The sequence below is a fragment of the Brachybacterium sp. genome, from assembly GCF_036379615.1.
GTDB lineage: Bacteria > Actinomycetota > Actinomycetes > Actinomycetales > Dermabacteraceae > Brachybacterium.
Genome location: NZ_DASVGJ010000008.1, coordinates 66,013 through 91,726 on the forward strand (window position 1 = coordinate 66,013; position 25,714 = coordinate 91,726).

Annotated in this window: 21 protein-coding genes, 1 tRNA gene, 1 other RNA gene and 1 pseudogene; 6 read left to right on the forward strand and 18 right to left on the reverse strand. The window is 70.7% G+C overall.

Going from position 1 to position 25,714, the window contains the following annotated elements; all coding sequences use genetic code 11:
* Window positions 1-208: 208 nt before the first annotated feature.
* From VF289_RS01825 to VF289_RS01870, 10 genes are all read right to left on the reverse strand, one after another.
* A complete protein-coding gene (locus VF289_RS01825; protein ID WP_330880506.1) occupies window positions 209-1,447 on the reverse strand; it encodes an MFS transporter in 1,239 nt (412 codons plus the stop codon).
* 95 nt (window positions 1,448-1,542) lie between these two features.
* The gene (locus VF289_RS01830) at window positions 1,543-1,884 is read right to left on the reverse strand and encodes a YciI family protein (RefSeq protein ID WP_330880508.1); all 342 of its coding nucleotides are present in this window, start codon (window positions 1,882-1,884) and stop codon (window positions 1,543-1,545) included.
* Between the two features lie 87 nt (window positions 1,885-1,971).
* Window positions 1,972-3,639 carry a polyketide antibiotic transporter gene (locus VF289_RS01835; protein ID WP_330880509.1) on the reverse strand — a complete coding sequence of 556 codons (1,668 nt, stop codon included), beginning with the start codon at window positions 3,637-3,639 and terminating at the stop codon, window positions 1,972-1,974.
* Window positions 3,636-4,595: an ABC transporter ATP-binding protein gene (locus VF289_RS01840; protein WP_330880511.1), complete on the reverse strand. Its 960-nt coding sequence runs from the start codon at window positions 4,593-4,595 to the stop codon at window positions 3,636-3,638. The genes VF289_RS01835 and VF289_RS01840 overlap by 4 nt, the downstream gene beginning before the upstream one ends.
* Window positions 4,592-5,254 carry a TetR/AcrR family transcriptional regulator gene (locus VF289_RS01845; RefSeq protein WP_330880513.1) on the reverse strand — a complete coding sequence of 221 codons (663 nt, stop codon included), beginning with the start codon at window positions 5,252-5,254 and terminating at the stop codon, window positions 4,592-4,594. The genes VF289_RS01840 and VF289_RS01845 overlap by 4 nt, the downstream gene beginning before the upstream one ends.
* Before the next feature lie 165 nt (window positions 5,255-5,419).
* Window positions 5,420-6,337 carry a PD-(D/E)XK nuclease family protein gene (locus tag VF289_RS01850; protein ID WP_330880515.1) on the reverse strand — a complete coding sequence of 306 codons (918 nt, stop codon included), beginning with the start codon at window positions 6,335-6,337 and terminating at the stop codon, window positions 5,420-5,422.
* A gap of 147 nt (window positions 6,338-6,484) precedes the next feature.
* Entirely contained in the window at window positions 6,485-9,610 is a 3,126-nt protein-coding gene (locus tag VF289_RS01855; RefSeq protein ID WP_330880517.1) for a bifunctional [glutamine synthetase] adenylyltransferase/[glutamine synthetase]-adenylyl-L-tyrosine phosphorylase, read from the reverse strand.
* Window positions 9,611-9,638: 28 nt separating this feature from the next.
* A complete protein-coding gene (locus VF289_RS01860; RefSeq protein WP_330880519.1) occupies window positions 9,639-10,976 on the reverse strand; it encodes a glutamine synthetase family protein in 1,338 nt (445 codons plus the stop codon).
* A gap of 213 nt (window positions 10,977-11,189) precedes the next feature.
* Window positions 11,190-11,882: a hypothetical protein gene (locus VF289_RS01865; protein WP_330880521.1), complete on the reverse strand. Its 693-nt coding sequence runs from the start codon at window positions 11,880-11,882 to the stop codon at window positions 11,190-11,192.
* Between the two features lie 177 nt (window positions 11,883-12,059).
* Window positions 12,060-12,620 carry a hypothetical protein gene (locus tag VF289_RS01870; RefSeq protein WP_330880523.1) on the reverse strand — a complete coding sequence of 187 codons (561 nt, stop codon included), beginning with the start codon at window positions 12,618-12,620 and terminating at the stop codon, window positions 12,060-12,062.
* A 197-nt stretch (window positions 12,621-12,817) separates the two neighbouring features.
* Here VF289_RS01870 and panB point away from each other — a divergent pair, with 197 nt between their 5' ends.
* Complete coding sequence (panB, locus tag VF289_RS01875; protein WP_330880525.1) at window positions 12,818-13,657, forward strand: 3-methyl-2-oxobutanoate hydroxymethyltransferase; 840 nt, start codon at window positions 12,818-12,820, stop codon at window positions 13,655-13,657.
* Window positions 13,658-13,720: 63 nt separating this feature from the next.
* Here the strand turns inward: panB and VF289_RS01880 are convergent, their stop codons facing one another.
* Entirely contained in the window at window positions 13,721-13,903 is a 183-nt protein-coding gene (locus tag VF289_RS01880; RefSeq protein ID WP_330880527.1) for an SPOR domain-containing protein, read from the reverse strand.
* Window positions 13,904-13,940: 37 nt separating this feature from the next.
* Here VF289_RS01880 and map point away from each other — a divergent pair, with 37 nt between their 5' ends.
* Window positions 13,941-14,828, forward strand: coding sequence for a type I methionyl aminopeptidase (map, locus tag VF289_RS01885; RefSeq protein ID WP_330880529.1), 888 nt, complete (start codon window positions 13,941-13,943; stop codon window positions 14,826-14,828).
* 110 nt (window positions 14,829-14,938) lie between these two features.
* Window positions 14,939-15,691: pseudogene (gene ppgK / locus VF289_RS01890) on the forward strand (polyphosphate--glucose phosphotransferase); the annotation flags it as partial.
* A gap of 483 nt (window positions 15,692-16,174) precedes the next feature.
* Here ppgK and rnpB read toward each other — a convergent pair.
* Window positions 16,175-16,537, reverse strand: an RNA gene (gene rnpB, locus VF289_RS01895) — RNase P RNA component class A.
* Window positions 16,538-16,747: 210 nt separating this feature from the next.
* Between rnpB and VF289_RS01900 the strand changes: the two genes are divergently transcribed.
* A complete protein-coding gene (locus VF289_RS01900; RefSeq protein ID WP_330880533.1) occupies window positions 16,748-17,557 on the forward strand; it encodes a YaaA family protein in 810 nt (269 codons plus the stop codon).
* A gap of 71 nt (window positions 17,558-17,628) precedes the next feature.
* On the opposite strand, the gene VF289_RS01905 is transcribed toward VF289_RS01900, so the two are convergent.
* From VF289_RS01905 to VF289_RS01915, 3 genes are read right to left on the reverse strand one after another with little or no spacing between them, the layout of a single operon-like run.
* Window positions 17,629-18,492 (reverse strand): Nif3-like dinuclear metal center hexameric protein, encoded by an 864-nt coding sequence (locus VF289_RS01905; RefSeq protein ID WP_330880547.1) that lies wholly within the window; start codon window positions 18,490-18,492, stop codon window positions 17,629-17,631.
* A 5-nt stretch (window positions 18,493-18,497) separates the two neighbouring features.
* Window positions 18,498-18,956 carry a Fe-S cluster assembly sulfur transfer protein SufU gene (gene sufU, locus VF289_RS01910; protein ID WP_330880535.1) on the reverse strand — a complete coding sequence of 153 codons (459 nt, stop codon included), beginning with the start codon at window positions 18,954-18,956 and terminating at the stop codon, window positions 18,498-18,500.
* Window positions 18,953-20,230, reverse strand: coding sequence for a cysteine desulfurase (locus VF289_RS01915; RefSeq protein WP_330880537.1), 1,278 nt, complete (start codon window positions 20,228-20,230; stop codon window positions 18,953-18,955). The genes sufU and VF289_RS01915 overlap by 4 nt, the downstream gene beginning before the upstream one ends.
* A 165-nt stretch (window positions 20,231-20,395) precedes the next feature.
* On the opposite strand from VF289_RS01915, the gene VF289_RS01920 reads away from it, so the two are divergent.
* Window positions 20,396-20,725: a hypothetical protein gene (locus VF289_RS01920; RefSeq protein WP_330880539.1), complete on the forward strand. Its 330-nt coding sequence runs from the start codon at window positions 20,396-20,398 to the stop codon at window positions 20,723-20,725.
* Here the strand turns inward: VF289_RS01920 and VF289_RS01925 are convergent.
* From VF289_RS01925 to VF289_RS01935, 3 genes are all read right to left on the reverse strand, one after another.
* Window positions 20,658-21,914 carry an acyltransferase gene (locus VF289_RS01925; protein ID WP_330880540.1) on the reverse strand — a complete coding sequence of 419 codons (1,257 nt, stop codon included), beginning with the start codon at window positions 21,912-21,914 and terminating at the stop codon, window positions 20,658-20,660. The two genes, VF289_RS01920 and VF289_RS01925, sit on opposite strands and share 68 nt — an antisense overlap.
* A gap of 181 nt (window positions 21,915-22,095) precedes the next feature.
* Window positions 22,096-22,169: transfer RNA gene (locus tag VF289_RS01930), tRNA-Val, on the reverse strand.
* Between the two features lie 52 nt (window positions 22,170-22,221).
* On the reverse strand, window positions 22,222-22,641 hold the full coding sequence (locus tag VF289_RS01935; RefSeq protein ID WP_330880542.1) for a DUF3052 domain-containing protein: 420 nt from the start codon (window positions 22,639-22,641) through the stop codon (window positions 22,222-22,224).
* 313 nt (window positions 22,642-22,954) lie between these two features.
* Between VF289_RS01935 and aceE the strand changes: the two genes are divergently transcribed.
* Window positions 22,955-25,699 carry a pyruvate dehydrogenase (acetyl-transferring), homodimeric type gene (gene aceE / locus VF289_RS01940; RefSeq protein WP_330880544.1) on the forward strand — a complete coding sequence of 915 codons (2,745 nt, stop codon included), beginning with the start codon at window positions 22,955-22,957 and terminating at the stop codon, window positions 25,697-25,699.
* Window positions 25,700-25,714: the final 15 nt, after the last annotated feature.

Genomic DNA, 25,714 nt, shown 5'->3' on the forward strand with positions numbered 1-25,714 from the left:
GCGTGCGGGCCCCTCCGTCTCCGTCGTCACCCCCGGGCACGAACTGGTGGCTGCACAGCGCAGTACAGCGCCCATGGTCTGTCCCTATGCTCACGCCGTGCAGCGGTTGTCCAAGCCCGGGAGTCCCGAACACCCGCACCTCCTGTCGCCCGTCACGCCGGCGCCAGCGGTGTGCGCCCGCCCCGGGAGACGCGCGCCCGACGTGTGCTCAGGCCCGTGCGCCGCGGAACGGCGAGAGGGCCAGGAGCACGGCGGCGAGGACGAAGACCGTGATGATGCCCCACAGGGCGGCGGTGTACCCCAGCGCACCGGCGATCACGCCGCCGAGCAGGGCCCCGAGCACGGCCATGGTGCGGTTGACCGTACGCATGGTCGTGCTCATCCTGCCCAGCAGCTGTCGCGGGGTGACGGCTTGGCGGTACCCGCCTTCATTGGGGTCGTCCAGTCCCATCGAGAAGCCGTGGATCGCCTGCCCTGCGCACAGGGCCAGGAAGGCCTCGCCGGCGGAACCAGGGGCCAGGACCACGATGATCCAGGCCGGTGCGCACAGCATCCGGGCGAGGATCACAGCATTGCCCTCCCCCAGGCGCCGCCCGATCCAGGGTGCGGCGAAAGCCCCGCCCAGCCCGGCGATCCCCGCCATTGCCAGGGCGAACCCGTAGAGGAGTGCTGACAGACCCAGCTCGCGCAGGGCGAACAGCGCGAACACGGTGACCGCGGCGCTGTTGGCCAGGAACCACAGATGCGTGGACACGGCGAGCGGGGCCAGGGTCCGGTGACGATAGACGTACCTGACCCCGACGGCGACATCGCTCCAGATGCTGCCGCCGACCCGGCGTCGCGGCGGCTCGGAGACACGAACGCGCAGGAGGAAGGCAGCGGCGACCAGGTTCGAGACTCCCCCGGCCAGGATGCTGGATGAGCCGCCGATCAGGCCGACGAGGGCGCCGCCCAGCGGCGGGCCGGAGGTCTGCGCCACGGTCATCGACTGCCCGAGCCTCGCATTGGCGATCACGAGCTCCTCGCGGCGGACGAGGTCCGGAAGGATCGACTGCTGAGCGGCAACTGTGAAGACCCCCAGGCCGCTGGCGAGGAACAGTGCCGCGGCGACCATGAGCAGCGACAGATGCCCGGCCCAGCCGAGCAGAGGGATCAGGGCGAGAGCGAGGCCGCTGCCGAGGGTGGACCAGATCAGCGTCGGCTTCTTCCGCCACCGGTCCACCAGCGCGCCGACGAGCAGACCGATCAGCGGGTAGGGCAGGAACTGGACCGCTCGCACCAGGCCCACCTGGGACTCGGTGGCCTCGAGCTCGGTGATGATCAACGCGTCGGCGGCGACCATGGTCACCGAGGCCCCGAGGAACGTCAGGGTGCCGGTCGACCAGAAGACGCGGAATCCCTGGTGCCGGAGGGGCTCGCCGGGCGTCGACGGAGACGAGGCATCCATTGTCCGGGGATCCTAGCGGCCGAGGACCGCCCTGCACATGCACCGGGCAGGATCGGCCCCGGGATACGTCCCCGCAGCGGCCCGGCGCCCGTTCCTCAGCTCTCGGGATCGTCCCCGAACACCCGCACCTCCTGAGCGCAACGGCAGGCGACGGCGAGCTTCCGGGCCCACTCCAGCGCCTCTTCGCGGGTGTCGAGCTCGAGCACGGCGAAGCCGCCGTCGAGGTGGCGGGTCTCGGCATAGGTGCTCTCGAGCACGGTGCCGGTGCCATCGATCATCACCGGCGGGACGCTGCCGTCGATCCCGCCGCCGAACACCCACACGCCGGCGGCCCTGGCCTCGCGCACCACAGCGTGGGAATCGTCGGCCACCTGCTGCATATCCAGCTCCTGGACCCTCATCGCAGTGCTGGGGAAGGAGATCAGGTACGTCGCCATCGGGTCCGCCTCTCGTCGGCCCCGAAGCCGGTGCCGCGGGGTCCTGTGTCTGCTTCCGGGCAGTCTCCTCCCTCGACGTGTCGGCCGCTACCCCGCCGCGAGGTCCCGGCGACGCAGCGCGACGAGGCCCACGCCCACGGCCGCCACCGCGACGATGCCGATCACCAGCAGTGGGGCGCCGTCGAGCTCCTCGGAGGGATACAGGGACACGTGCTGCAGAGGTGAGAGGCGTGTCGCCCAGTCCGGCAGGCCCAGCAGGCCGCCGAGGAACGTGACCAGCGCCGAGTAGATCACGAGCAGCCAGGCCGTCCTCGCGAGACGGTGGCTGATCCCGTACAGCAGCAGTGCGATCGCTCCGTGCAGGGCGATGGCGGGCAGGTATGTGAGGGCGGCGAGCGTCATGTCGCCGATCCAGGCCAGCTCCTCGGTCGCGGACCACACGCCGAGGCCCACCCCGACGCCGAGCAGCACCTGCATCAGCGTGACCTGGACCAGCGCCATGAGGAACCACACCGCCGCCAGGGCGATCCGGGAGGTGCCGGCCAGCAGCACCCCGGCCGCTCGTCCGGCGATCTCCTCGGTGTGCAGGCGGAGCACCCCGGAGACGATCAGCGCTGCGGGGCCGACGGAGAGCATCATCATCACGAAGGCCGCGAACGAGCCGGTGAGGTCGTCCATCGAGATCGGCGCCCAGTCGCCGATGGTCGGCATGTCCTCCACGAAATCGGTGAGGGAGGAGGCGAGCGCACCGAAGGCGACGGCGAAGAGGAACAGCCCGATCCCCCAGGCGATCATCGACGGGCTGAGCAGTCGCCGCGCCAGCCCGCCCGGGGCGAGCAGCGCGGCCGACGCACCGGGCCTTCCGGCGGAGGCGGCCCACAGCCCGGCGCCCACGTCCCGGCGGCGTGACAGGATCCCGGCCAGGGCCAGCAGGACGAGGACCACGACCAGGGAGACCAGCAGCGGCCACCAGCGCAGATCCACGTACACGCGGGCCTGTTGCGCCCAGGCGAGCGGCGAGAACCAGGACAGCCAGGACCCCTGCCGGTCCAGGACGTCACCGATGCCGCGCACCATGAAGGAGAGGGCGAGCACGCCCAGCGCCGCGCCGGAGGCCGTGCCCGCGTGCTCGGTGAGCTGCGCGGTGACCATGGCGATCGCGGCGAACACGAGACCGGTGAGCGCAGTCGCGCCGCCGAGCGCGAGCGAGTCCGCGATCTCTCCCCCGGTCACGACAGCTCCGACGGTGACCGCCGCGCCCACGGCGAGGTTCGCGATCGCGACGATCACGAGCGCCGCGGCGGCCGGGGCGAGTCGTCCGGTGGCCAGGGCCCGGGTCATCTCCAGCCGTCCCGCCTCCTCCTCGCCACGGGTGTGCCGGATGGTCAGCAGGACACTCATGATCGCGCCCGCGATCAGGATGTACAGCAGCAGCTCGTTGGCGACCATCGCCCAGAAGGTGTAGTGGTCGCTCGCGAAGTAGGGCCCGGTCATCATCACGGCCGAGGGGTTGTCCAGCAGCATCGCCCGAGCGTCGAGGGCTTCCTGATCCGGATAGGCCTCCTCCATCGCGAGGATCGAGGCGGGCACGAGCCCCAGCATCGCGAGGGTCCAGAGGATGATCTGGCGGCGCGACATCCTCCCGAAGAGCCGGATCAGCGAACCCAGCCCTGTCAGCGGCGAGGCCGCGCCGGGCTCACGCCGGTGGGAGTGCTGTGCAGCGGGGCGGGGGAGGGTGGCGGGCACGGTGCTCATGACTCCTCCTGCGAGGGAGCGGCGGTCAGATCGTCGCCGTAGTGCCGCAGGAAGAGATCCTCGAGCGAGGGCGGGGTGATGGTCAGCCCCGTCACGTCCATCTGGGTGAGCATGGGCAGGATCTCGTGCACCGCGGCGTCGTCGATGTCGAAGCGGAGCCGCCCGCCGTCGACCTCGAGGTCGTGGACGCCGTCCATCGCCGCCAGGCGCGTGGGGTCCGCGTCGGTGGTCGCGGCGACGGTGGACCGGGTGAGGTGGCGCAGCTGGGCGAGGGTCCCGGATTCGACATCCTTGCCGGCGCGGATGATCGTCACCGTGTCGCAGAGCTTCTCGACCTCGGCGAGGATGTGGCTGGACAGCAGCACGGTCCGCCCGTCGGCCCGCAGCCGGCTGACCTCGTCGGTGAAGATCGCCTCCATCAGCGGGTCCAGGCCCGAGGTGGGCTCGTCCATGATGTAGAGGTCCACGTCCCGGGAGAGCGCGGCGATCAGGGAGACCTTCTGGCGGTTTCCCTTGGAGTAGGTGCGGGCGCGTTTGGTGGGGTCCAGCTCGAAGCGCTCGATCAGCTCGTCGCGACGGCGCTCGTGGGCGGCGCCCCTCTCCCCTCGGGTCAGCACGTCGAGCGCCTCGCCACCGGTGAGCTGCGGCCACAGGTTCGTGTCCCCGGGGACGTAGGCGAGGTGGCGGTGGATCTCCACGGCATGGCTCCAGGGGTCCCTGCCGAGCACCTCCGCAGTGCCGGAGGTGGCCCGCAGCAGGCCCAGCAGCACGCGGATGGTGGTGGACTTGCCGGCGCCGTTCGGTCCGAGGAAGCCGGTGACCTGGCCGCGCGGAACCGTGAGGTCGAAGTCATCCAGGGCACGGGTGACGCCGAAGGTCTTGGTGAGTCCCCGGACGACGACGGCGGCGTCGGATGTGGTGGAGGCGGAGCCGGCGGTGGTGTCGGTGGCGGTCATGACGGCGCCCCTTCGGTGGTGGGTGCGGCGGAATCACCCTCGGATGCTGCGGCCAGATAGGCGTCGAGCATGGAGGTGTCGGTCAGCAGCGGGACGGAGTAGATCTCCAGCAGAGGCGCGAAGAGCGCTTCGGAATAGGAGCGGAGCCAGGCGGGCAGCTCCGTGAGATCGAGGGGCTCACGCTGGGCAGGCAGCTGGAGCAGCAGGGAACCGAGAGCCATCTGGGTCAGCGCTCGCGCACGTGCCTCGGGATCCCGGCTCGGATTGAGGAGCCCGGCCGCCGTCCCCTCCTCGAGATAGACCAGGGCATCGGCGGCGAAGTCGTCGACGAGCTGACGGGCGAGCGACCCCCCGGCCTGGAGACGGCGCAGCACATATCCGATGACGGGGGCGTAGCGCTCGATCTCGGCGAGCTGGGCGAGCATCGTTCCGGACCCGCCGGACATCACGTCGATCTTGCTCTCCCGGGTCACCTCCAGCACCCGACGATCACAGGCCTCGAGCAGCTTCTCCCGCGAGCCGTAGTGGTGGATGATCAGGCCCGCACTGACCCCGGCATCCTGAGCGACGGCACGCAGCGGAGCGCCGAGGCCGTCGACGGCGAAGCGGGTCAGCGCAGCGCGGAGGATGCGCTCCTCGGCGGGTGGAGTCGGTTCCATGGCGCCCCTCGCGGTCGGGAAGGTCACGCGGGGCCGACTCTGCACGACCCCGAGCTGAACGTGTGTTCAACAGGCTATACACGCGTTCAACGCCTGCGCAAGGGGCGAGCCCGACCGGGACGCGGGGGGGGGCCGTGAGGGCTGGCCCGGCACGGCCCGGGCCGATCAGCCCAGGGCGTCCATCCCGCCCTTGCTCCGCAGCAGGGAGAGCAGCAGATCCTTGGGACCCGTGGCCGGCTCCAGGGCGCACTCGTCGGGCTCGAAGGACCAGCTCGCGCGCAGCGCGCGGAACACCTCGAACTCGGCGTCCCCGGTGCGCAGGGGCACCGCCTGGTAGCCGCCGGCCTCGGGGAGGTGGATGACGAAGGCCCCGGTCAGGTCCGGCATCTCACGCGTGGTGCCGTCGTTGTCGAGCAGCAGCTCGGCACGGCAGACGGCGACCCCCTGCAGGGCGTAGTCGCCGCGCACCTTCTTCGAGGTCTTGATATCTGCGCTGAGCACCGTGTTGCCGATCTTCACGATCGCATCGGTGGTGCCGGCGTAGCCGACGGTGTGGTTCACGACGGTCTGCTCGACCTCGAGGAACTCGGGCTGGAAGTCGTCGAGGAAGCGGGCGTAGCCGTCCAGGCGCACCGCCACCCGATCCTGCAGCGCCTGTGCATCCTTCTCGGCGGCGAAGGCACCCTGCTCGGTGCGCATCTGCTCGGCGACGCCGCTGATCGCATCGGGCCCGGGGCGGGTGCCGCTGGTCCCCCACTCCTCGCAGAGCGCATGCACGAGGGTGCCGAAGTCGGAGGCGATCCGGGTGTACTCCGGTGCGGCGGCGGCGATGCGCTTCTGGGTGCCCCAGCGGTCCCGGGTGACGCGGGAGATCTCGGCGGCGGCGCGCTGGGGATTGCGATCCAGCCAGGAGTACATCTCCAGCGCCCGCTTGGAGGCCATGGTGGCGTACCAGCCCTGCAGGAAATCCTTCGCGCGCGCGCCTGCGACCGTCGTGATCGAGGGGTACATCAGGGGGCCGTCGGGCTCGAGTCGGTACATGCGGCCGCGCGGTGTGTCGGCGCTGAGGGAGGGCGTGGTCATGGGTCCTCACGGTGGCGGGCGACGCCGGGACGGCGTCGGGACGATCGACGAACACGGTACGCCGCGGCGCCGCGCCGCGGGGCGGATCCGTCCGGGACCCGCCGAGGCCGGACCGAGGATCACACCGCGGGTCGGGCGAGCCGGTGATCAGTCCTGCGGACCGAAGATGACCTCCTCGGCGATGCTCCGTGCGCGTCGGGTCACGCGCAGGTAGCGCTCCTCCAGCTCGGAGGCGGACCCGTCGTCCCCGTCGATCAGCATCGCGAGCGCCCGCAGATCATGGCGGTCGGTGGGCAGCACATCCCCCTCCTTCCCCTTCCACAGGAACAGCCCGCGACGGACCTGCCAGCCGAGCGTCCAGGCCTCGGTGAGCTCCTGGACCTCCCGCGGAGAGAGCAGGTCCGACTCCGCCGCGGCCTGGAGCTGCTCCAGGGTGCGCGGGGTGCGCAGTCCCTCCACCTCATGGCCGTTCTCGAGGGCGAGGATCTGGGCGGTCCACTCCACGTCCGTCATCCCGCCGCGGCCGAGCTTCACGTGACGGGACGGGTCCGCGTTGCGCGGCAGGCGCTCGGACTCGACCCGCGCCTTCATCCGGGTGATCTCGCGACGGCTCGAGGTGGACAGGCCGCCGTCGGGATAGCGGTGCTGGTCCATCTCCGCGCGAAGCTGATCGGCGACCGCCTCGGAGGCGACCACCGGTCGCGCTCGCAGCAGTGCCTGCTTCTCCCAGACCTCGGCATCCCGCCGGTAATAGGTGCTCCAGGACTCCAGGCTCCGCGCCAGCGGGCCCACCTTCCCCTCGGGGCGGAGGTCCGCGCTGACCCGCATGTCCGAACGGGCGGTGGGGGCGTTGAGGATCTTCTGCGTCTGGGTGGCGACGGCGACGGCGATCTCCACGGCCGCCTTCCCGGCGCCCCGGTCCAGGACGATGAACTGGACGTCGGCGTCGGAGGAGTAGCCCATCTCGCGGGCGCCGAAGCTGCCCATGGCGAGGATCGCCATCTCGATGCCGAGGGCGCGGGCGGGGTCGGAGCGCTTCTCGCGCAGGCGCAGGGCGGTCTCCACATCGACCTCGGGCTCGCCGTCGAGGGTCTCGGCGTCCTCCCCCACCACTTTGCGCTCCCGGGCCACGACGTGCAGGGCCACCAGCATCCCGGCCTCGAGCACCGCCTCGGCCAGGTCGGTGAGGGCGCGGGCGACCTCGGCCGGGCTCGCGACACCTGTCAGGTGCGCCAGGGCGATGCGCAGGAGCTCCCGGTTGCGGGTCCTGCGCAGCACGTCGCGCGCCTCGTCCACCTCGTCGACCCGGGAGATGACGGCGAGGAACTCCCGCCCCAGCACGTCGCGGGCGAGGGGCCGCAGCTGGGCGTCGCGCGCCAGCCAGCGCACCCCCTCGGAGATCTGCTCGAGCTGCTCGCCGACGTACCGGCCGGAGGCCAGCACCCGGGTGAGCCGTTTGGCCGCGAGACCGGAGTCCCGCAGCAGGCCCAGGTACCAGTGGGCGGAGCCGATGGTGTCCGAGAGCCGACGGAACGCGAGCAGACCCAGATCCGGGTCGACCCCGTCGGCGAACCATTCCAGCATGGCCGGCAGCAGCTGGCGCTGGATCTTCGCGCGGCGCGAGATGCCCTCGGTGAGCGCAGAGATGTGGCCGAGCGCGCGAGCGGGGTCACGGTAGCCGATCGCGGCCAGGCGGGCCGAGGCCTCCTCCGTGCTCAGGCGGATCTGGCCGTCGCTCAGCTGGGAGGCGGTCAGCAGCAGCGGGCGGTAGAAGATCTCCTCATGCAGCTGCCGCACCCGGCGACGGGTGCGCTGGTACCGCTGGTGGAACTCGTCGGGGCTCAGCCGCACGCTGCGGGCGAGACGGCGCAGGTCCGAGGCCGCGGTGGGCAGCACCTGGGTGCGACGCAGCCGGTGCAGCTGGAGGCGGTGCTCGACGCAGCGCAGGAAGCGATAGGCCGCGTCCATCTCGGCCACATGGTCGCGGGAGATGTACCCGCCCTCGCCGAGACGGGCGAGCGAGTCGAGGGTGGAGCGGCCCTGCAGCCCCTCATCGGCTCTGCCGTGCACCATCTGCAGCAGCTGCACGGTGAACTCGACGTCCCGCAGTCCGCCCGGACCGAGTTTGAGATTGCGCTCCACCTCGGCACGGGGGATGTGGGCGACCACCCGGCGGCGCATCGCCCGGGCGTCCTCGACGAAGCCCTCCCGGGTGGAGGCCTGCCACACCCACGGCTCGACCATCGTCTCGAAGCCGTCCCCGAGCTCCCGGTCGCCGGCCGCGGCGCGCGCCTTCAGCAGCGCCTGGAACTCCCAGGACTTCGCCCACTCGGTGTAATAGCGACGGTAGGAGGCGAGGGTGCGCACCAGCGGACCGTCCTGCCCCTCCGGCCGCAGATTCGCGTCCACCTGCCAGAGCGAACCCTCCCCGGTCCTTTCGGAGCAGGCGCGGGCGAGCTCGCGGGCCAGCGCCGCACCGATGGTGGAGACATCCTCCTCGGTCTCGGAGCTGAGCTCGCCGTCCTCCCCCACCAGGTGCTCGGCGGGAGCGACGACGTGCATGACGTCGACGTCGGAGATGAAGTTGAGCTCGCGGGCACCCGTCTTGCCGAGTGCGATGACGGCCCAGCGCACCCTCTCGTGATCCTCGACGGTGGCCCGAGCGATCGCGGAGGCCGCCTCGAGCGCCCCATCGGCGAGGTCGCTGATGGCCTGGGAGACCCGGGGCTGGAGCTCAGCGGGATCCGCGGAGCAGACGTCGGCCGCAGCGATCTGGGTGAGCCGGCCGTGATACGCGATGCGCAGGGCATCGCGCACCTCACGACCGCTGCCCCCGGCCACCGGCACCGCGGCCTCGGGGTCGGCGCCGACGGCCTCGAGCAGGTTCCGCCGCACCTCCTCGGCGGGGACGGAGAGCTCGTCATCGCCCTCGCGCAGCAGGCCGAGCAGCTCGGGATGGCGGGTCAGGAAGTCCCCCAGCGCCACCGAGGTGCCCAGCAGGGTGACCAGCCGGTGACCGGGGGTGCCGTCCTGCCCGATGCCCTCGAGGAACTCCTTCAGCAGCGCATGCTGCCCTGCCTCCTGTGCGGCCTCGGCCAGTCGCAGCAGTCCCAGCACGGCGTCGTCCCCGTCGGCGGTCCTGCCCAGCGCTGCGGGTGCGTCGTCGCCGAGCGCGTCGAGGGCCGGTTCGGACAGGAAGCGGCGCACCCGGTCGGTGCTGCTGAAGCCCAGTCGGGCGAGGACCCCGGTGGTGGTGGACGGTTCGGTGCTCACGGGCTCTCCTCTGGCTGACGAGGCGCGCTCAGACTCGGCTGAAGGTCGAGCGGAGCTCGTGATCGGTCACCTGCTCGCGATAGCGCTGCCATTCCTGCCGCTTGTCCCGCAGGAAGAACTCGAAGACCTGCTCGCCGAGGGTGCTCGCCATCAGCTCTGACCCCTCGAAGACCTCGAGCGCGCGGAAGAGGTCCGAGGGCAGCGGCTCGATGCCCATCGCCCGGCGCTCCCGCTCGGTGAGCTCCCAGACGGCGTCCTCGGCCCCTTCGGGCAACTCGTACTCCCCCTCGATGCCGGCCATCCCGGCGGCGAGCAGCACCGAGAAGGCGAGATAGGGATTGGCCGAGGAGTCAAGGCCCCGGAACTCGACCCGAGAGCTGGTGCCCTTGGTGGGCTTGTGGAACGGCACCCGCACCAGGGCGGAACGGTTGTTGTGGCCCCAGCAGATGTAGCTCGGCGCCTCCTGCGCGCCCCAGAGCCGCTTGTAGGAGTTCACCCACTGGTTGGTCACCGCGCTGTACTCGGGGGCGTGGCGCAGCAGCCCGGCGATGAACTGCCTGCCCGTCCGCGAGAGGCCGTACTCACCGCCCGGTGCGTGGAAGGCATTCTTCCCGCCCTGGAAGAGCGAGAGGTGGGTGTGCATGCCGGAGCCCGGCTGATCGATCATCGGCTTGGGCATGAAGGTGGCCACCTGCCCCATCGACAGCGCCACCTCCTTCACCACGGTCCGGAGGGTGACGATGTTGTCCGCGGTGGTGAGCGCATCCGCATAGCGCAGGTCGATCTCGTTCTGCCCGGGACCGTTCTCATGATGGGAGAACTCGACCTGGATGTTCATCGCCTCCAGGTGCTGGATGGCGGTGCGGCGGAAGTCCTGCCCCTGCCCGCGGTGGACGTGGTCGAAGTAGCCGGCGCTGTCGATCGGGCGCAGCGGATCGCCCTGCCGGTACGGCTCCTCGAACAGGTAGAACTCGATCTCGGGATGGGTGTAGAACTCCAGACCCTTCTCCTCGGCGCGTCCCAGCGCCTCCCGCAGCACCCGTCGAGGGTCGGAGGCGGCCGGTTCGCCGTCCGGGGTGAGCACGTCGCACATCATGCGGCCGGTCGCATTGGTCTCCCCGCGCCAGGACAGCAGCTCGAAGGTCCCGGGGTCCGGTCGCAGGATCATGTCCGACTCGTAGCTGCGGGTGAGGCCCTCGATGGTCGAGCCGTCGATCCCGATGCCCTCGGTGAACGCGGTCTCGAGATCCGAGGGCGAGATCGCGATGGACTTCAGCGTCCCGGCGATGTCGCAGAACCAGAGTCGGATGAAGCGCACGTCCCGGTCGTCGACCGTGCGGATGACGTCGTCGTGGAGATGTCCCATGCGCCCAGTGTGCCTCAGGGCAGGCGCCCCCGAGAGCCGGAGCTCCCCGCCGACCCGTGCGGGTGGGCGTGACGTCCGCCGCCCTCGTCGCACTCCTTGCCGCATGAGGCGGTGGGCGCCGGTGCCGCACCGCGTCCCCGCCCCTGACGCGTCACGGCGGGAAGCGGAGGCTCTCGCCCCTCTCCCCGCCGTGACGCTCCCTGTGAGCAGCGCTCAGATGTAGTCGCTGCCGTCGATGTACCACGCGCCGTCGTCGCCCTTGATGAACGTGACCCCGGCATCGCTGCCCATCAGGGACGCGCCCGCCGTGCCATCGCCGTTGTCCACGCCCTCGATCATGGAGGGGTCGATGGCGTCCAGCAGCGAGGGATCAAGTCCCACCTCTCCGGCCTTGGACTCGAAGCCCCCGGCGCAGTCCGAGAGGTCCTTGCCCTCGAGCGGGTTCCCGGTCGCGGGGTGCGCGATCATGCCGCAGGCGGCCTCGCCGTCGGTGGTGGCCGCGGCCTCGAGGAACTCGTAGTAGCGCTCGGCGGCAGCCTCCAGATCCTCCTCGGAGAGGGGTTCGCCGGATGCCGCGTCCTCGCCGCCCTCGGAGGCGTCGGACTCCTCGGCGTCGTCTCCGGCCGCGTCGTCGCCCTCCTCGGTCTCCGAGCCTTCCTCAGCCTCCGAGCCTTCCCCGGTCTCCGTGCCCTCCTGGGACTCGGAATCGTCCTCGGATGCCTCGGAGTCCCCCTCAGCTCCGGCGTCCGGATCCTCCTCGGTCTCCTCGACCGCCGGATCGTCGCCCTCGTCGCTGACGTCGCCGCCCCCGAGGAGGCCACCGCACGCCGCGGTGCCCGCGATGATCGCCAGGGCTCCCGCCCCGGCCGCCGCCCCCCGGACCGTCCTGCGCATGATCGACGTCATCTCTCGTTCTCCCTCTCGATGCACCCAGCACAGCCTGGGCTCGTGGGGATCAGAGTGCCATGGATCGCAGCGGAAGGAGATGGGGAGAACTCCCCAGGTGCGCGGCGTTGCCGGATCGGTACCCATGCAGCCGGACCCGATGTCGGTGCAGCGGACTCGGGGTGGCGTGGACCGTGCTCAGAACGGGATGACGAGGTACCAGCGGCCGTCGTCTCCAGGCACCATCGGAATGCCCAGGTCCTCCCCGAGCAGGCTCAGCGAGACGGTGTCATCCCCGTTGTCGCTCGCCTCGATCATCGACGTGTCCACTGCGTCGAACATGCCCGGCTGCAGGGTGCCGGCCTGTGCGTCGAGGGCCGGCTCGGCGCCGTCCACACACTCCTGAAGACGCTCACCCTCCGGGGAGGTGCCCGTGCTCGGATCGAGCACCATCGCGCAGGCGGCCTCCCAGTCCCTGTCGTCCAGCACCTGCAGCACGTCGACGAAGCGCTGGGACGCCGGCTCGAGCTCCTCGTCGGAGAAGGGGCTCGAGCTGCTCTCGCCCCCGCCGTCGCTCGGCGCGGGCGTGCTCTTCGATGCTGACCCGGCATCCTGACCGTCGCCGGTCCCCTCGGCGCTGGTCCCGGTGGACTCGTCCGGCTCAGCACCGCCGGTGCAGGCGGCGGTGCTCAGCACCAGGGCGACGGCCCCGACGCCCACGGCAGCGGCACGCGAGATCCCGCGGGCAGTGGTTCGCATCTTCGACCTCACGTCGACTCTCCTCCCGGTCGCACGGCGCGGCGACCGCACCAGGGTGACACGAACGCGCCGCGCGAGGTGCACGCTCGCTCCAGAGGGCTCCGTCGGGAGGGACGGCCGACGGCCGCACCGACGGGGATAGGCTGGAGAGCCAACCCATCCCGTTCATCGGTCCCATTCTTCTCCAGGAGCACCCCGTGAGCACTGAGTCCCCCGTCGGCACCCCTTCCCCCGCCGCCGGCCCTGCCAAGATCAGGCTGCGCCACCTGCAGCAGGCGAAGGCGCAGGGACGCCCCTTCGCGATGCTCACGGCCTACGACCAGTTCGCGGCACAGGCCTTCGAGGCCGCCGGGGTCGAGGTGCTGCTGGTGGGCGACTCGGTGGGCACCACGGTGCTCGGCCACAGCTCCACCACCGCGACCACGCATCAGGACATGCTCACGTTCACCGGTGCCGTGGCCCGCAGCGTGTCGCGTCCGCTCGTGGTCGCCGATCTGGCATTCGGCACCTATGAGGCAGGCCCGACGGACGCTCTGCGCCACGGCGTCGAGCTGGTGCGCGCCGGTGCCGAAGTCGTGAAGCTCGAGGGCGGCGCCGAGGTCGCCGCCCAGGTCCAGGCACTGGTCCAGGCGGGCATCCCCGTCTTCGGTCACCTCGGGTTCACACCGCAGTCGGTCAACTCGCTCTCGGGTCACCGGGTCCAGGGGCGCGAGGAGGCCGCGGCGCAGAAGCTGGTCGACGACGCGCTCGCGCTGCAGCGCGCCGGCGCGGCGGCCATCGTGCTCGAGCTGGTCCCCGCCGCGGTCGCCCGCGCCGTCACCGCAGCGCTCGACGTGCCCACGATCGGGATCGGTGCGGGCCCGGAATGCGACGGCCAGGTGCTGGTGTGGCAGGACATGGCCGGGCTCTCCGGCTTCCACGGCAGGTTCGTCAAGGCCTTCGCGGATCTCCGCACGGACCTGCAGCAGGCCGCGGAGCAGTACCGCGCCGAGGTCGGCGCGCGCAGCTATCCCGGGCCGGAGCACTCCTTCGAGTGAGGCACGGGGCGCAGTCGCCGCGCCCGCCCCTCCGCAGCGGGGCCGGTGACGCGGCGCTCCCGCTCACTCCTCCCAGTCGGCGTCGTCCTGATCCCATTTCTCGTTGCGGGCCGCGGCGGTGCTGAGCGCCTGCTCGGCGTCCTGCCGCGTCGCGTACGGGCCCATCAGCTCCGCGCCCGGGGACTGCCGCCCCTCCTCCACGCTGCCGGTGCTGAGGTTGTAGTAGAACTGCGTGCCCTCGGTCACGTCGGTCTCCTTCGAAGTCGGTGAGAGACTGGTGGGCATGACTGTAGAGCAGGAATGGACCCGCCCAGAAGGGCGCGAGGAGCTCGTGCCCGGCACGATCGGCCCCCGACGCAGCGTGCCCTCGAGCATCGAGCGTCCCGAGTACGTGGGCAAGGACGAGGCTGTCTCGGACACGGGCCCGTACGTCCAGAGCGCCGACGTGATCGCGCGGGTTCGCGAGGCCTCGCGGATCGCCGCCCTCGCCCTGCAGGCCGCCGGGGAGGCGGCACGGCCCGGCGTCACCACGGACCACATCGACGAGGTGGTCCACGGCGTGCTGCTGGAGAACGGCGCCTACCCCTCCACGCTCGGCTACCTCGGGTTCGAGAAGTCCTGCTGCACGAGTCTGAACGAGGTGATCTGCCACGGCATCCCGGACTCCACCGTCATGCAGAGCGGCGACATCCTCAATGTCGACGTCACCGCCTTCGTGCACGGCGTGCACGGGGACTGCAATGCGACCTTCCTGGTGGGCGAGGTGCACCCACGCGCGCAGGAGCTGGTGGAGAAGGCGCATGAGGCGATGATGCGGGGCGTCAAGGTCGCCCGTCCCGGACGCGAGGTGAACGTGATCGGTCGCGTGATCGAGAAGTTCGCGGCCCGTCACGGGCTGGAGTCCGTGCGCGACTACACCGGTCACGGGGTCGCCGAGGGGTTCCACAACGGGCTGATCATCCCCCACTACGACTCCGCACCGATGTTCGACGACGTGATCGAGGAAGGGATGACCTTCACCATCGAGCCGATGGTGACCCTCGGGTCCCAGGAATGGGAGCAGTGGGACGACGGCTGGACCGTGGTCTCCCGGGACCGCTCCTTCAGCGCCCAGTTCGAGCACACCATGCTGATCACCGCCGACGGCCCGGAGCTGCTGACGGTGGTCTGAACGCCGCTCCCCCGTTCTCGCCGCGCGGGTATCGTGAGCGCACTGCGCCACGACTGCGCGTGACGACCTCCCGGGCGGATGCTCGCTCGGGCACCCCACCAGGAGATGCGATGACCACGGCGAAGACCACAGCGGCATTCGGGATCGATATCGGCGGCAGCGGCATCAAGGGCGCCCCCGTCGATCTGCGCGAGGGTGGGCTCTCCGCGGACCGTGTGCGGATCGCGACCCCGCAGCCCTCGACCCCGGATGCGGTGGCGGACACCGTCCGGGATCTCGTGGACTCCTTCGACCTCCCCCGGGGGATCCCCGTGGGCGTCACCTTCCCGGCGGTGATCCAGCAGGGCGTGGCCAAGACCGCTGCGAACGTCGACGACGCCTGGATCGGGACCGACGTCGACGCCCTGCTCACCGCCCGCACCGGTCACGACGTCTTCGTGGTCAACGATGCCGACGCGGCAGGCGTCGCGGAGATGGAGTTCGGCGCCGGCAAGGACCAGAAGGGCGTGGTCCTGGTCATCACCCTCGGCACGGGGGTGGGCAGCGCGATGTTCGTGGACGGCGTGCTGGTTCCGAATGCAGAGCTCGGGCACCTGCCCCTGAAGGGCGACTCCGCGGAGAAGTTCATGGCCTCCTCGGTGCGGGAGAAGGAGGACCTCTCCTGGAAGAAGTGGTCCAAGCGGCTCCAGAAGTACTTCTCGCTGGTGGAGTTCCTGTTCAGCCCGGACCTGATCATCGTGGGCGGCGGAGTCTCCAAGCAGCACGAGAAGTTCCTGCCACGGCTGGAGCTGAACACCCCGATCGTCCCGGCACAGCTGCGCAACGAGGCCGGCATCGTCGGCGCCGCGGCCCTGGCCGGCCGCGAGGTCGCCGCTGCAGGCGGGACCGGCGACGCGCCGGTCAAGAAGCTCGCGGCGGAGCGTGCGCCGGCCGTGCGCACCACTGCGGACAAGAAGGCTCCCGCCGCGAAGAAGCCTCCCGCGAAGAAGCCCGCCGCCAAGAAGGCCACGACGACGACGTCCGCCGCCACGAAGCCTGCTGCCACGAAGCCTGCTGCCAAGAAGTCGGCCACCACGGCAGCATCCACGACGACTGCGTCAACGAAGGCCGCATCCTCGAAGAAGGCCTCCACGAAGGCAACGTCCACGAAGGCTGCGAAGAGCACGACGAAGACGTCAGCCACCGCAGCCAAGGCCCCGGCCAGCAGGTCCACCGGGAGCACCGCGACGAGCTGAGCTCCCTTGCGGGCTGCGGCGCCGCGCGGGGCTCACCACTCTGCGCGGCGCGGCGATCGTTCCCGCCCTCGAGGACGCCCCAGCCCGCGAAAGCGGCCCGGGCGCCGAGGGCGGACCAGCCGGCCTGTAAGCCGGGTTCTGTGATCGGCAGCCATCCCTCTACGATCGCCGTTGCCGACGACCTCCAGCGGTCTACCCGGGGACTCGGGCCGGCGCCCTCGAACATCCCCTGTCTGACCTTGCTCCCGGTGGGGTTTACCGTGCCGACCTCGTCGCCGAGGCCGCGGTGGTCTCTTACACCACCCTTTCACCCTTACCGTCGCGCCCCGTGGGGTGCGGCGGCGGTCTGCTCTCTGTGGCACTGTCCCGCGGATCACTCCGGGTGGGCGTTACCCACCACCGTGCCGGATGGAGCCCGGACTTTCCTCGGCCCCGGAGCCGGAGCTCCGAGGACGCGGCTGCCCGGCCGACTGGTCCAGCGCACAGCATACCCGCCGACGTCCCCCGTCCCTCGCCTGTGCCTCCCCTGCCCTCAGCGCCGTGAGCGACCTTCGCTGCGCGCCCTGGGTGCCTGGTTCTCCAGCTCGGGGGCTGGTCACGTCGCGGCCGTGCGGAAGGGCGACGTGCCGAACATCTCCCGGTGTCTGCCCTGCTGGCCAAGGGGTGGCGGCACAGAATGGACGGATGCTGATCCTGCTGCCGCCCTCGGAGGCCAAGACCCGCCCCGCCGATGACGGCGCCGCTCCCCTGGAGCTGGAATCGCTGGGCCTGCCGCAGCTGACGGCGGCACGCAGCACCGTGCTGCGGGCCGCTCAGCGCACCGCCGCGTCGGCGGACGGCGGAGCGAAGCTCGGCGTCCCCGCCTCCTCCCCCGAACTGCTCGAGCGCATGGCGCGGATCGAGTCCGAGCCGACCGCCGAGGCCCTGTCCGTCTACTCGGGCGTGCTGTACGAACAGCTCCGGGCAGACCACTCTCCGACCCCGGATCGTCGGCTGCTGGTCCAGAGCGCGCTGTTCGGGCTGGTCGATGCCGGCACCGACCGGATCCCGGCCTACCGGCTCTCCGCCTCCTCGACTCTCTCCCGCCTGGGGAAGGCCGCGTCCTGGTGGGCGCCGCATCTCAGGCCCCTCGTGCCCGAGCTGCGCCGTGAGCAGGCGGAGAGCGGCTCCCCACTGGTGATCGACTGCCGCTCGGGCTCGTACCGCTCGATGATGTCGATGCGCAGCGGGGACGGGGTGCGGGTGCTGGAGGTGTCCCCCGTCCAGGAGCGGGCCGGAGTGCGGAAGGTGATCTCGCACGATGCCAAGCGGTACCGCGGGCTGGTGACCGGGGCGCTGCTGGAGGCGGAGCGAACCCCCGCCTCGGCCGACGAGGCCGTCGACGTCGTCCGCGCCGCGTTCGGCACGGAGGGGATCGGCACGCAGGGGGTCAGATCTGGACTGCAGGTCGAGCTCGACGGCGACCGGCTCGTGGTCGTGGACCGGGTGGGCTGAGTCCGCCGGCGGCCGGGGTGGCTGCGCACCGACGCGGCCGGCAGATCCTGCCGATCACGCGACCCGGCCGATCACCCGACCCGGCCGCTCCAGGGGTCCGTCGTGTGCTCGCTGAACAGCACCTCCAAGCCGGGCAGAGCCTCGGTCAGCAGCTCCTTCGCCAGCGGCAGCCAGAGCGCCTCGCTCGCCGCGTGCGGGACATCGATCAGAGCGGGCACCGCGGCGGCGTCGGCGGAGGATTCCAGGTGCTCGAGCGCCGGGTGGTGGCGCAGGTCCGAGGTGATGTAGACGTCCGCGTCCGCGGCCGCGGCGGATTCCAGGAACGAGTCTCCGGCGCCGGGGCACACGGCCACCGTGCGCACCTCGCGGTCTGCCGCGCCGGTGTGCAGGATGCCGCGGGCCGTGGTCGGCACCAGGTCCGCGATCGAGGCGGCGAGCCGCCCGACCGTGGTCGGGGCGGGCAGGGTCCCGACGGCGCCGAGGCCGAAGCGCCGAGAGCCGTGCGCGGCCTCGGCGGGCTCCTCCCCGGCGAGCAGCGGACGCGCGTCCGCGAGGTCCAGCGACCGCAGCCAGGCACCGACGGTCCCCCGGGTGGAGCGGTCCACGTTCGTGTGCCCGCACCACAGCGCCGTGCCGTGCCGCAGCAGGTGGGTGACCACCGCACCCTTGCCGTCGTCAGAGGGCAGGAAGCTCGCTCCCCGCAGCAGCAGAGGATGGTGGGTGATGAGCAGCTGGACGCCGAGGTCGACGGCCTCCCTGGCGACCGCGACCGTCGGGTCCACGGCCAGCAGCACCCGCTGCACGGAGGCCTCGCGCTCTCCCAGCACCAGGCCCACCCGGTCCCAGGGCTCCGCCCAGGACAGCGGATAGGCCTCCTCGAGCACACGCAGCACCTCGCCGGCCTGCACCTGGTCCGTTGTCGCCCGATCCGTCATGGCGCTCACGCCCCGAGCGCGCGGGTCTCGACCAGCGCCGCCTGATAGGCCTTCCAGGGCATCAGCACACACTTCACCCGCGCCGGGAACTTCGCCGCACCCAGCAGGGCGACGCTGTCGCCGAGCAGGTCCTCATCGCCCTCGAGACGGCCCCGGGACTTCATAGCCTCCTCGAAGTGCTCCTGCGCGGGGGCGACCTCCTCCACTGTGCGGCCGATCAGCAGGTCGGCCATCATCGAGGCGGCGGCGCGGCTCATGGCGCAGCCGACGGCGTCGTAGGAGACGTCCTCGATGCGCTCCGAGCCGTCGGCGGCCAGCTGCAGGCGAAGGGTGATCTCGTCCCCGCAGGTGGGGTTGACGTGGTGGACCTCGGCGCCGAAGGGCTCGCGCAGTCCGGCGTGGAGGGGCCGCTTGTCGTGCTCGATGACGAGCTCGGTGTACAGGGCGGAGAGATGAGTGCTCATGAGAGGGATCCGAAGAAGTCGACGGTGTGGGCGACGCCGGCGACGAAGGCGTCGACCTCGGCGGTGGTGGTGTGGACGGAGAAGCTGGCGCGGGTGGTGCCGTGCAGGCCGTAGCGGCGGTGCAGCGGCCAGGCGCAGTGGTGGCCCACCCGCACCTCGATGCCGAGGGAGTCCAGCACCTGGCCGACGTCGTGGGGGTGGCGGCCGGCGACGTCGAAGGAGACCGCGCCGGTGCGCTGCGGTGACGCGGCGGGGCCGATGATGCGCACCCCGTCGATGCCGGCCAGCCCCGCGAGCGCCTGCTGGGTCAGGGACTGCTCGTGGGCGGCGATGCGGTCCATGCCGAGCGCGTCGAGATAGTCGCAGGCCGCGGCGAGGCCCACGGCCTGGGAGATCGGCGGGGTGCCGGCCTCGAAGCGGGCGGGCGGCTCCGCGTAGGTGCTGTGGTCCATGTGGACGATCTCGATCATCGACCCGCCGGTGAGGAAGGGAGGCATCTGCGCCAGCAGCTCGTACCGGCCCCAGAGCACGCCGATGCCGGTGGGGCCGAGCATCTTGTGCCCGGACAGCGCCACGAGGTCCACTCCGAGGGCGTCGACGTCGAAGGGCATGTGCGGCGCGGACTGCGCCGCGTCCAGCACCGTGAGCGCGCCGACGGCGCGGGCGGCCTCGACCAGCCGGCCGACGGGGTTCACGGTGCCCAGCACGTTGGACTGGTGGGTGAAGGCGACGACCTTGGTCCGCTCGGTGAGCAGAGAGTCCAGCCCCGTGAGGTCGAGCGTGAAGTCCTCAGCCATCGGGATCCAGCGCAGTGTCGCGCAGGTGCGGCGTGCCAGCTCCTGCCACGGCACCAGGTTCGCGTGATGCTCCATCTCGGTCACCAGGATCTCGTCGCCCTCGCGCACCCGCAGGCGCTCCGGGGTGGAGCCGTCCCCGTTGCCGAGGGAGTGGGCGACGAGGTTCAGCGCCTCGGTGGCGTTCTTCGTGAACACCACCTCGTCAGAGGACGGGGCGCCGAGGAAGGCCGCGACCCGCTCGCGGGAGTTCTCGTAGGCATCGGTCGCGGCCCCTGCCATGCGATGGGCTCCGCGTTTGACCGCGGCGTGGTCGCTGCGCAGGTAGTCGATCTCGGCGTCGAGCACCTGGCGGGGGCGCTGAGAGGTGGCTCCCCCATCGAGATAGATCATCGGGGTGTCGGGATCGAGCATGCGGGAGAGGATCGGGAAGTCCGCTCGGATCGCCTCGATGTCGAACTCTCTGCTGGGTGCATTCACCTGCGCGGCTCCTCCTCCATTCGAGCCCGGGACTGCGCCGCGCGAGGTGCGCGGCGGACCGGACGTGACGGCTCCGCCAGTATAGGAACCGTCCAGGTCCCGGGGTCGGGCCGTGAGACCCTGTGCACAGTCGGCGGGAGACGCCCGCCGGCCGCTCGGAGCCGGGTGCGCCGCCCCCACCGCCCTCGCCGGGCCGGTGCCCGTCACCAGCTCCGCCCCTCGCCCGTCCCTCGCCAGTCCGGAGGATTCGCCATCGACACCCTCATCCTGCTCGCCCTCTTCGTCGCGATCCTGGTCTCCGTCGTGGTGATCGTGGGTCGCCTGCTGCTGCGCCGCAAGGAAGCCCGTGAGGAGTGGGAGGCCGCCGGACGCCCGGAGGCCCCGCCCCGCACCCCCGAGGATCAGGCGCGGGACAAGAAGACTGCGATCATCTGGGGCTGCCTGGTGCTCGCGGTGCCCGTGGTGCTCGTGCTGCTGTACTCCGTGACCCGCTGATCACCGCGGGCTCGTCGGCCCGCTCATCGCTATCAGCCCGCTCGGCGCCGTCGGCCCCGCAGGCCCGCTCGGCGCTGTCGGCCCGCTCGGCGTCACCGGTGCGGCGGCCGCGGGAGCGAGCCTCCCGACGCGTCACCGCGTCCACGACCCGCTGCATCAGATCCACCGCACCCCCCAGGGTGTTCTCCAGCAGCCAGCTCCAGAATCGTCGGGAGACGGGGTGTCGCTCGACCACCACGTGCAGCAGGTACGCCAGAGCGATGACGAGCACGGAGACGCCCGCGTAGGCGAGCCACTTGGTGGACTCGGTCGCGAAGGTGTCCAGCAGCATGTACCCGATGTGGGCGTGCAGCAGATACAGGGGGTAGGTCAGCGCCCCGGCCGTCTTCGCACCGGGCAGGCGCAGGGTGCGCACCCTCGGGATGAGCGTGGCGAGGATGGTGAAGAACACCAGGGACTTCAGCAGCATCGTCAGGTCGGGGTCGAAGCCGGTGATCGCCAGATAGGCGGCGAGCAGTCCGGCCGCCCGGTAGGTGCTCCAGCCGTGCTCGGCGATCGTCGAGATGATCGCACCGGCCGCGAACCAGACGAAGTAGTCGCCGAGGTACGGGGCGGCGTCGGCGAGCTCCGGGGCCGCGACCATGATGTAGAGCATCAGCATCGCCCAGGCGGGCATCAGCGCACCGACCCGATGTCCCTGCCCGCACAGCACCAGCACGAACACCAGCGCGTAGAACTGCAGCTCGTACAGCAGCGTCCAGTACACCCCGTCCACGAAGGGCACGCCCAGCTCGGAGGGGATCATGGTGAGGTTCACCAGCACCTGCTCAGCGGTGACGCCCATCCTCTCTCCTCCCAGGACCAGGGCGAAGCAGGTGGTGATCCCCACCGCCACCCAGAACGCCGGGTAGAGACGCAGAGCCCGGCCGATGGCGAACTGCCGGGCGCTCTTGCCGTGCACCGACGCGGTGATGACCAGCCCGCTGATCATGAAGAAGAGGTTCACTCCGAGGTACCCGTGCTGGGCGATCTGCGCGATCGGCTCGTGCGAGATGCTGGAGATCTTGCCGTTGTCGATGCCGTTGTAGAGGTAGTGGAAGGCCATCACCGAGAGGGCTGCGACCAGCCTGAGGTAGTCGATGATCTCCACGCGCGCGCGAGGGGCGGGCGGCGTTCCGGTCTCAGGCATGCGGAGCATCCTCGCACGCGGCCGGGCGGGCCCGGAGAGCGGCATGGCACAGTTCACCCGCGCCTTCCCCGCGCACCGGATACCCCTTCTCCGGCTCCGTGGACGAGCCCCCGCCGCGCCCGTCTCCGCGCGAAGGCCCCCGATCCTGCACCGTCGGTGCAGAGGGGGGCCTTCTCCGAAGTGGGTCGTGAGGGGCTCGAACCCCCGACCTTCTGGGTGTAAACCAGACGCTCTGACCAACTGAGCTAACGACCCGGGCGGGAGCGGACTCCCTGCTCCCCGCGACGGAACGCCGTCGCGGCAGCGCTCAGCTGGCGCGGCTGGCCAGGCGGGTGCCGGTCCAATCCTTGGCCAGGCTCACCGAGCTCATCACCCGCAGACCGGCGATCCCGGCGCTCTCCTGGATCTCGCCGGGCATCACGTGTCCGTCGCGACCCGCCTTCGGCGTCATCACCCACACCGGCGCACCGGCGTCGATGTTGCGCAGCGTGTCGACCATGGCGTCGGTGAGGTCGCCGTCGCCTTCGCGCCACCACAGCACGACGGCGTCCACGATCTCCTGGGTGTCCTCGTCCTCGAGCTCGCCGCCGATGAGGTCCTCGATCGCGTCGCGGAGCTCGAGATCGACGTCGTCGTCGTAACCGATCTCCTGCACGATCTGACCCGAGGTGAAGTTCAGCACCTCGGACAGGGAGCTGGACGAAGGGGCGTCGGCCGACGGTGACAAGAAAGGACTCCTCACGAAAGGGGGTAGAGCATGGCTGGCCACCATCACTGCAGGGCGAGATGCCCCGAGGTCGGGTGACGCGGGGCTGAGTCTATGCCACGTCACTGCCCGATGCATCACGTGAGAGGAGCGCCTGTGCGTGCGGGGGCGGGCGCTGGATGTCCTGCGCATCACAGATGCGGAGGGAGTGTGAAGGTCTCTGGCGGCCACGTCGACGGTAGGCTTGCCTGCACCGAGGCCGAAGGAGCCGGGCCCACCGGCGATCCTCAGCTCCCACGGCCGGTCCGTCGCCTCCCGTAGAGAGAAGGACAGTGTGACTTCGCACGAGACTCCTCGTCCCATCGGCATCAATCTGCCGAGCCATGCCCAGGATCCTGATCCGGAAGAGACCCGGGAATGGTTGGATTCTTTCGACGGTCTCGTCGAGCACCGGGGCGCCGGGCGCGCCTCCGAGATCGTCCAGAGCGTCATCCAGCATGCGCGCGACGAGGACATCCACCTCCCCGAGTCGCTGACCACGGACTACGTGAACACGATCTCTGTCGAGGAGCAGCCGGAGTATCCCGGTGACGCCGAGCTCGAGAAGGAGCTGCGCAACATCAACCGCTGGAACGCGGCGATGGTCGTGCACCGCGCGCAGGCGCCCGGCATCGGCGTCGGCGGGCATCTCTCCAGCTACGCCTCGATCGCCACGATGTACGAGGTGGGCTTCAACCACTTCTTCCGCGGGCGCAACCACCCCGGCGGCGGCGACCACGTCTTCTTCCAGGGCCACGCCTCCCCCGGCATCTACTCGCGCGCCTACATGATGGGCCGCCTCTCCCAGGAGGAGCTCGACGGCTTCCGCCAGGAGGTCTCCAGCGAGCACGGCATGCCCTCTTACCCGCATCCGCGCGCGATGCAGGACTTCTGGGAGTTCCCGACCGTGTCGATGGGCATCGGCCCGGTCGCCGCGATCGAGCAGGCCTCCTTCGACAAGTACCTCCAGAACCGTGGTCTGAAGGACACCAGCGAGCAGCACACCTGGGCGTTCCTCGGCGACGGCGAGATGGACGAGGTCGAGTCCCGAGGCGCGCTGCACATCGCCGCCAAGGAGCACCTGGACAACCTCACCTTCGTCGTCAACTGCAACCTGCAGCGCCTGGACGGCCCGGTGCGCGGCAACGGCAAGATCATCCAGGAGCTGGAGAGCCAGTTCCGGGGCGCCGGCTGGAACGTCATCAAGGTGATCTGGGGCGACGGCTGGGATCCGCTGCTGGAGAAGTCCACCGACGGTGCGCTCATCGACCTGATGAACGCCACCCCCGACGGCGACTACCAGACCTACCGCGCCGAGGACGGCGCCTTCATCCGCGACAACTTCTTCGGCCGCGATCCGCGGACCAAGGCCCTCGTGGAGGACCTCTCCGACGAGGACATCTGGTGGAAGCTCAACCGCGGCGGCCACGATTCGAAGAAGATCTACTCCGCGTTCAAGCAGGCCACCGAGCGCAACGGCAAGCCCACCGTGATCCTCGCCCACACCGTCAAGGGCTACCGCCTGGGCAAGAACTTCGCAGGCCGCAACGCGACCCATCAGATGAAGAAGTTCACGCCGGAGGATCTGAAGGCGCTGCGGGACACCCTGCGCATCCCGATCAGCGACGAGCAGCTCGAGGCCGGCAGCGTCTACGACGCACCGTTCTACCTGCCGGACGACGACGCGCCGGTGATGAAGTACCTCAAGGAGCGACGCGCGGCCCTGGGCGGACCGGTGCCGTCCCGCCGCACCGAGCACAAGCCGCTGAACCTGCCCGGCGACAAGGCCTACGAGGTCGTCAGGCGCGGCTCCGGCAAGCAGGAGATCGCTTCGACGATGGCGCTGGTGCGGCTGCTGAAGGACCTCATGCGGGACAAGGAGACCGGCAAGCGCTGGGTCCCGATCGTCCCTGACGAGGCCCGCACCTTCGGGATGGACTCGCTGTTCCCGACGGCGAAGATCTACAACCCCGATGGGCAGAACTATCTGTCCGTGGACCGTGACCTGCTGCTGGCCTACAAGGAGTCCACCTCCGGCCAGATCAAGCACATGGGCATCAACGAGATCAGCTCCACGGCGGCGTTCACCGCAGCCGGCACCTCGTACGCCACGCACGACTTCCCGATGATCCCCTTCTACATCTTCTACTCGATGTTCGGGTTCCAGCGCACCGGCGACTTCTTCTGGGCCGCCGGGGACCAGATGGCCAAGGGCTTCGTGATCGGCGCGACCGCGGGAAAGACCACGCTCGCCGGTGAGGGCCTGCAGCACATGGACGGCCACTCGCCGATCCTCGCCGCGACCAACCCGGGCGCCGTCATCTACGACCCGACCTACGGGTACGAGCTCGGCCACATCATCCGTGACGGTCTGCAGCGCATGTACGGAGAGGACGACCGCGTCAGCGAGGTCTTCTACTACATCACCGTCTACAACGAGCCGATGGTGCAGCCCGCGGAGCCCGAGGACCTGGATGTCGAGGGGCTGCTCAAGGGCATGTACCTGCTCGAGCCCAGGTCCGAGGGCGAGGGCCCCGAGGCGCAGCTGCTCGCCTCCGGCGTGGGCGTCCCGTGGGCGCTGCACGCCCGTGAGCTGCTCGCCGAGGACTGGGGAGTGAAGGCCAACGTCTGGTCGGTGACCTCGTGGACCGAGCTGCGCAAGGAGGCCCAGGAGGCCGAGAAGCACAACCTCCTGCACCCCGAGGATCAGCGCACGCCGTGGATCTCCGAGCGGCTCGAGGGCGTGGAGGGTCCGTTCGTCGCGACCTCCGACTACGACTTCATGGTGCCGGACATGATCCGTGAGTGGATCCCGGGACGCTACGGCGTGCTCGGCGCTGACGGCTGGGGCTTCTCCGACACCCGTCCGGCCGCTCGTCGCCACCTGAAGATCGACGCGCACTCGATGGTCGTCAAGGCCCTCCAGCTGCTCGCCAAGGAGGGCAAGGTGGATCCCGCAGTGGTCCGCCAGGCCATCGACAAGTACGACCTGACGAACGTGAACGCCGGTCAGTCCGGCTCCTTCGGCGGCGAGTCCTGATCACCCCGTCGGGGC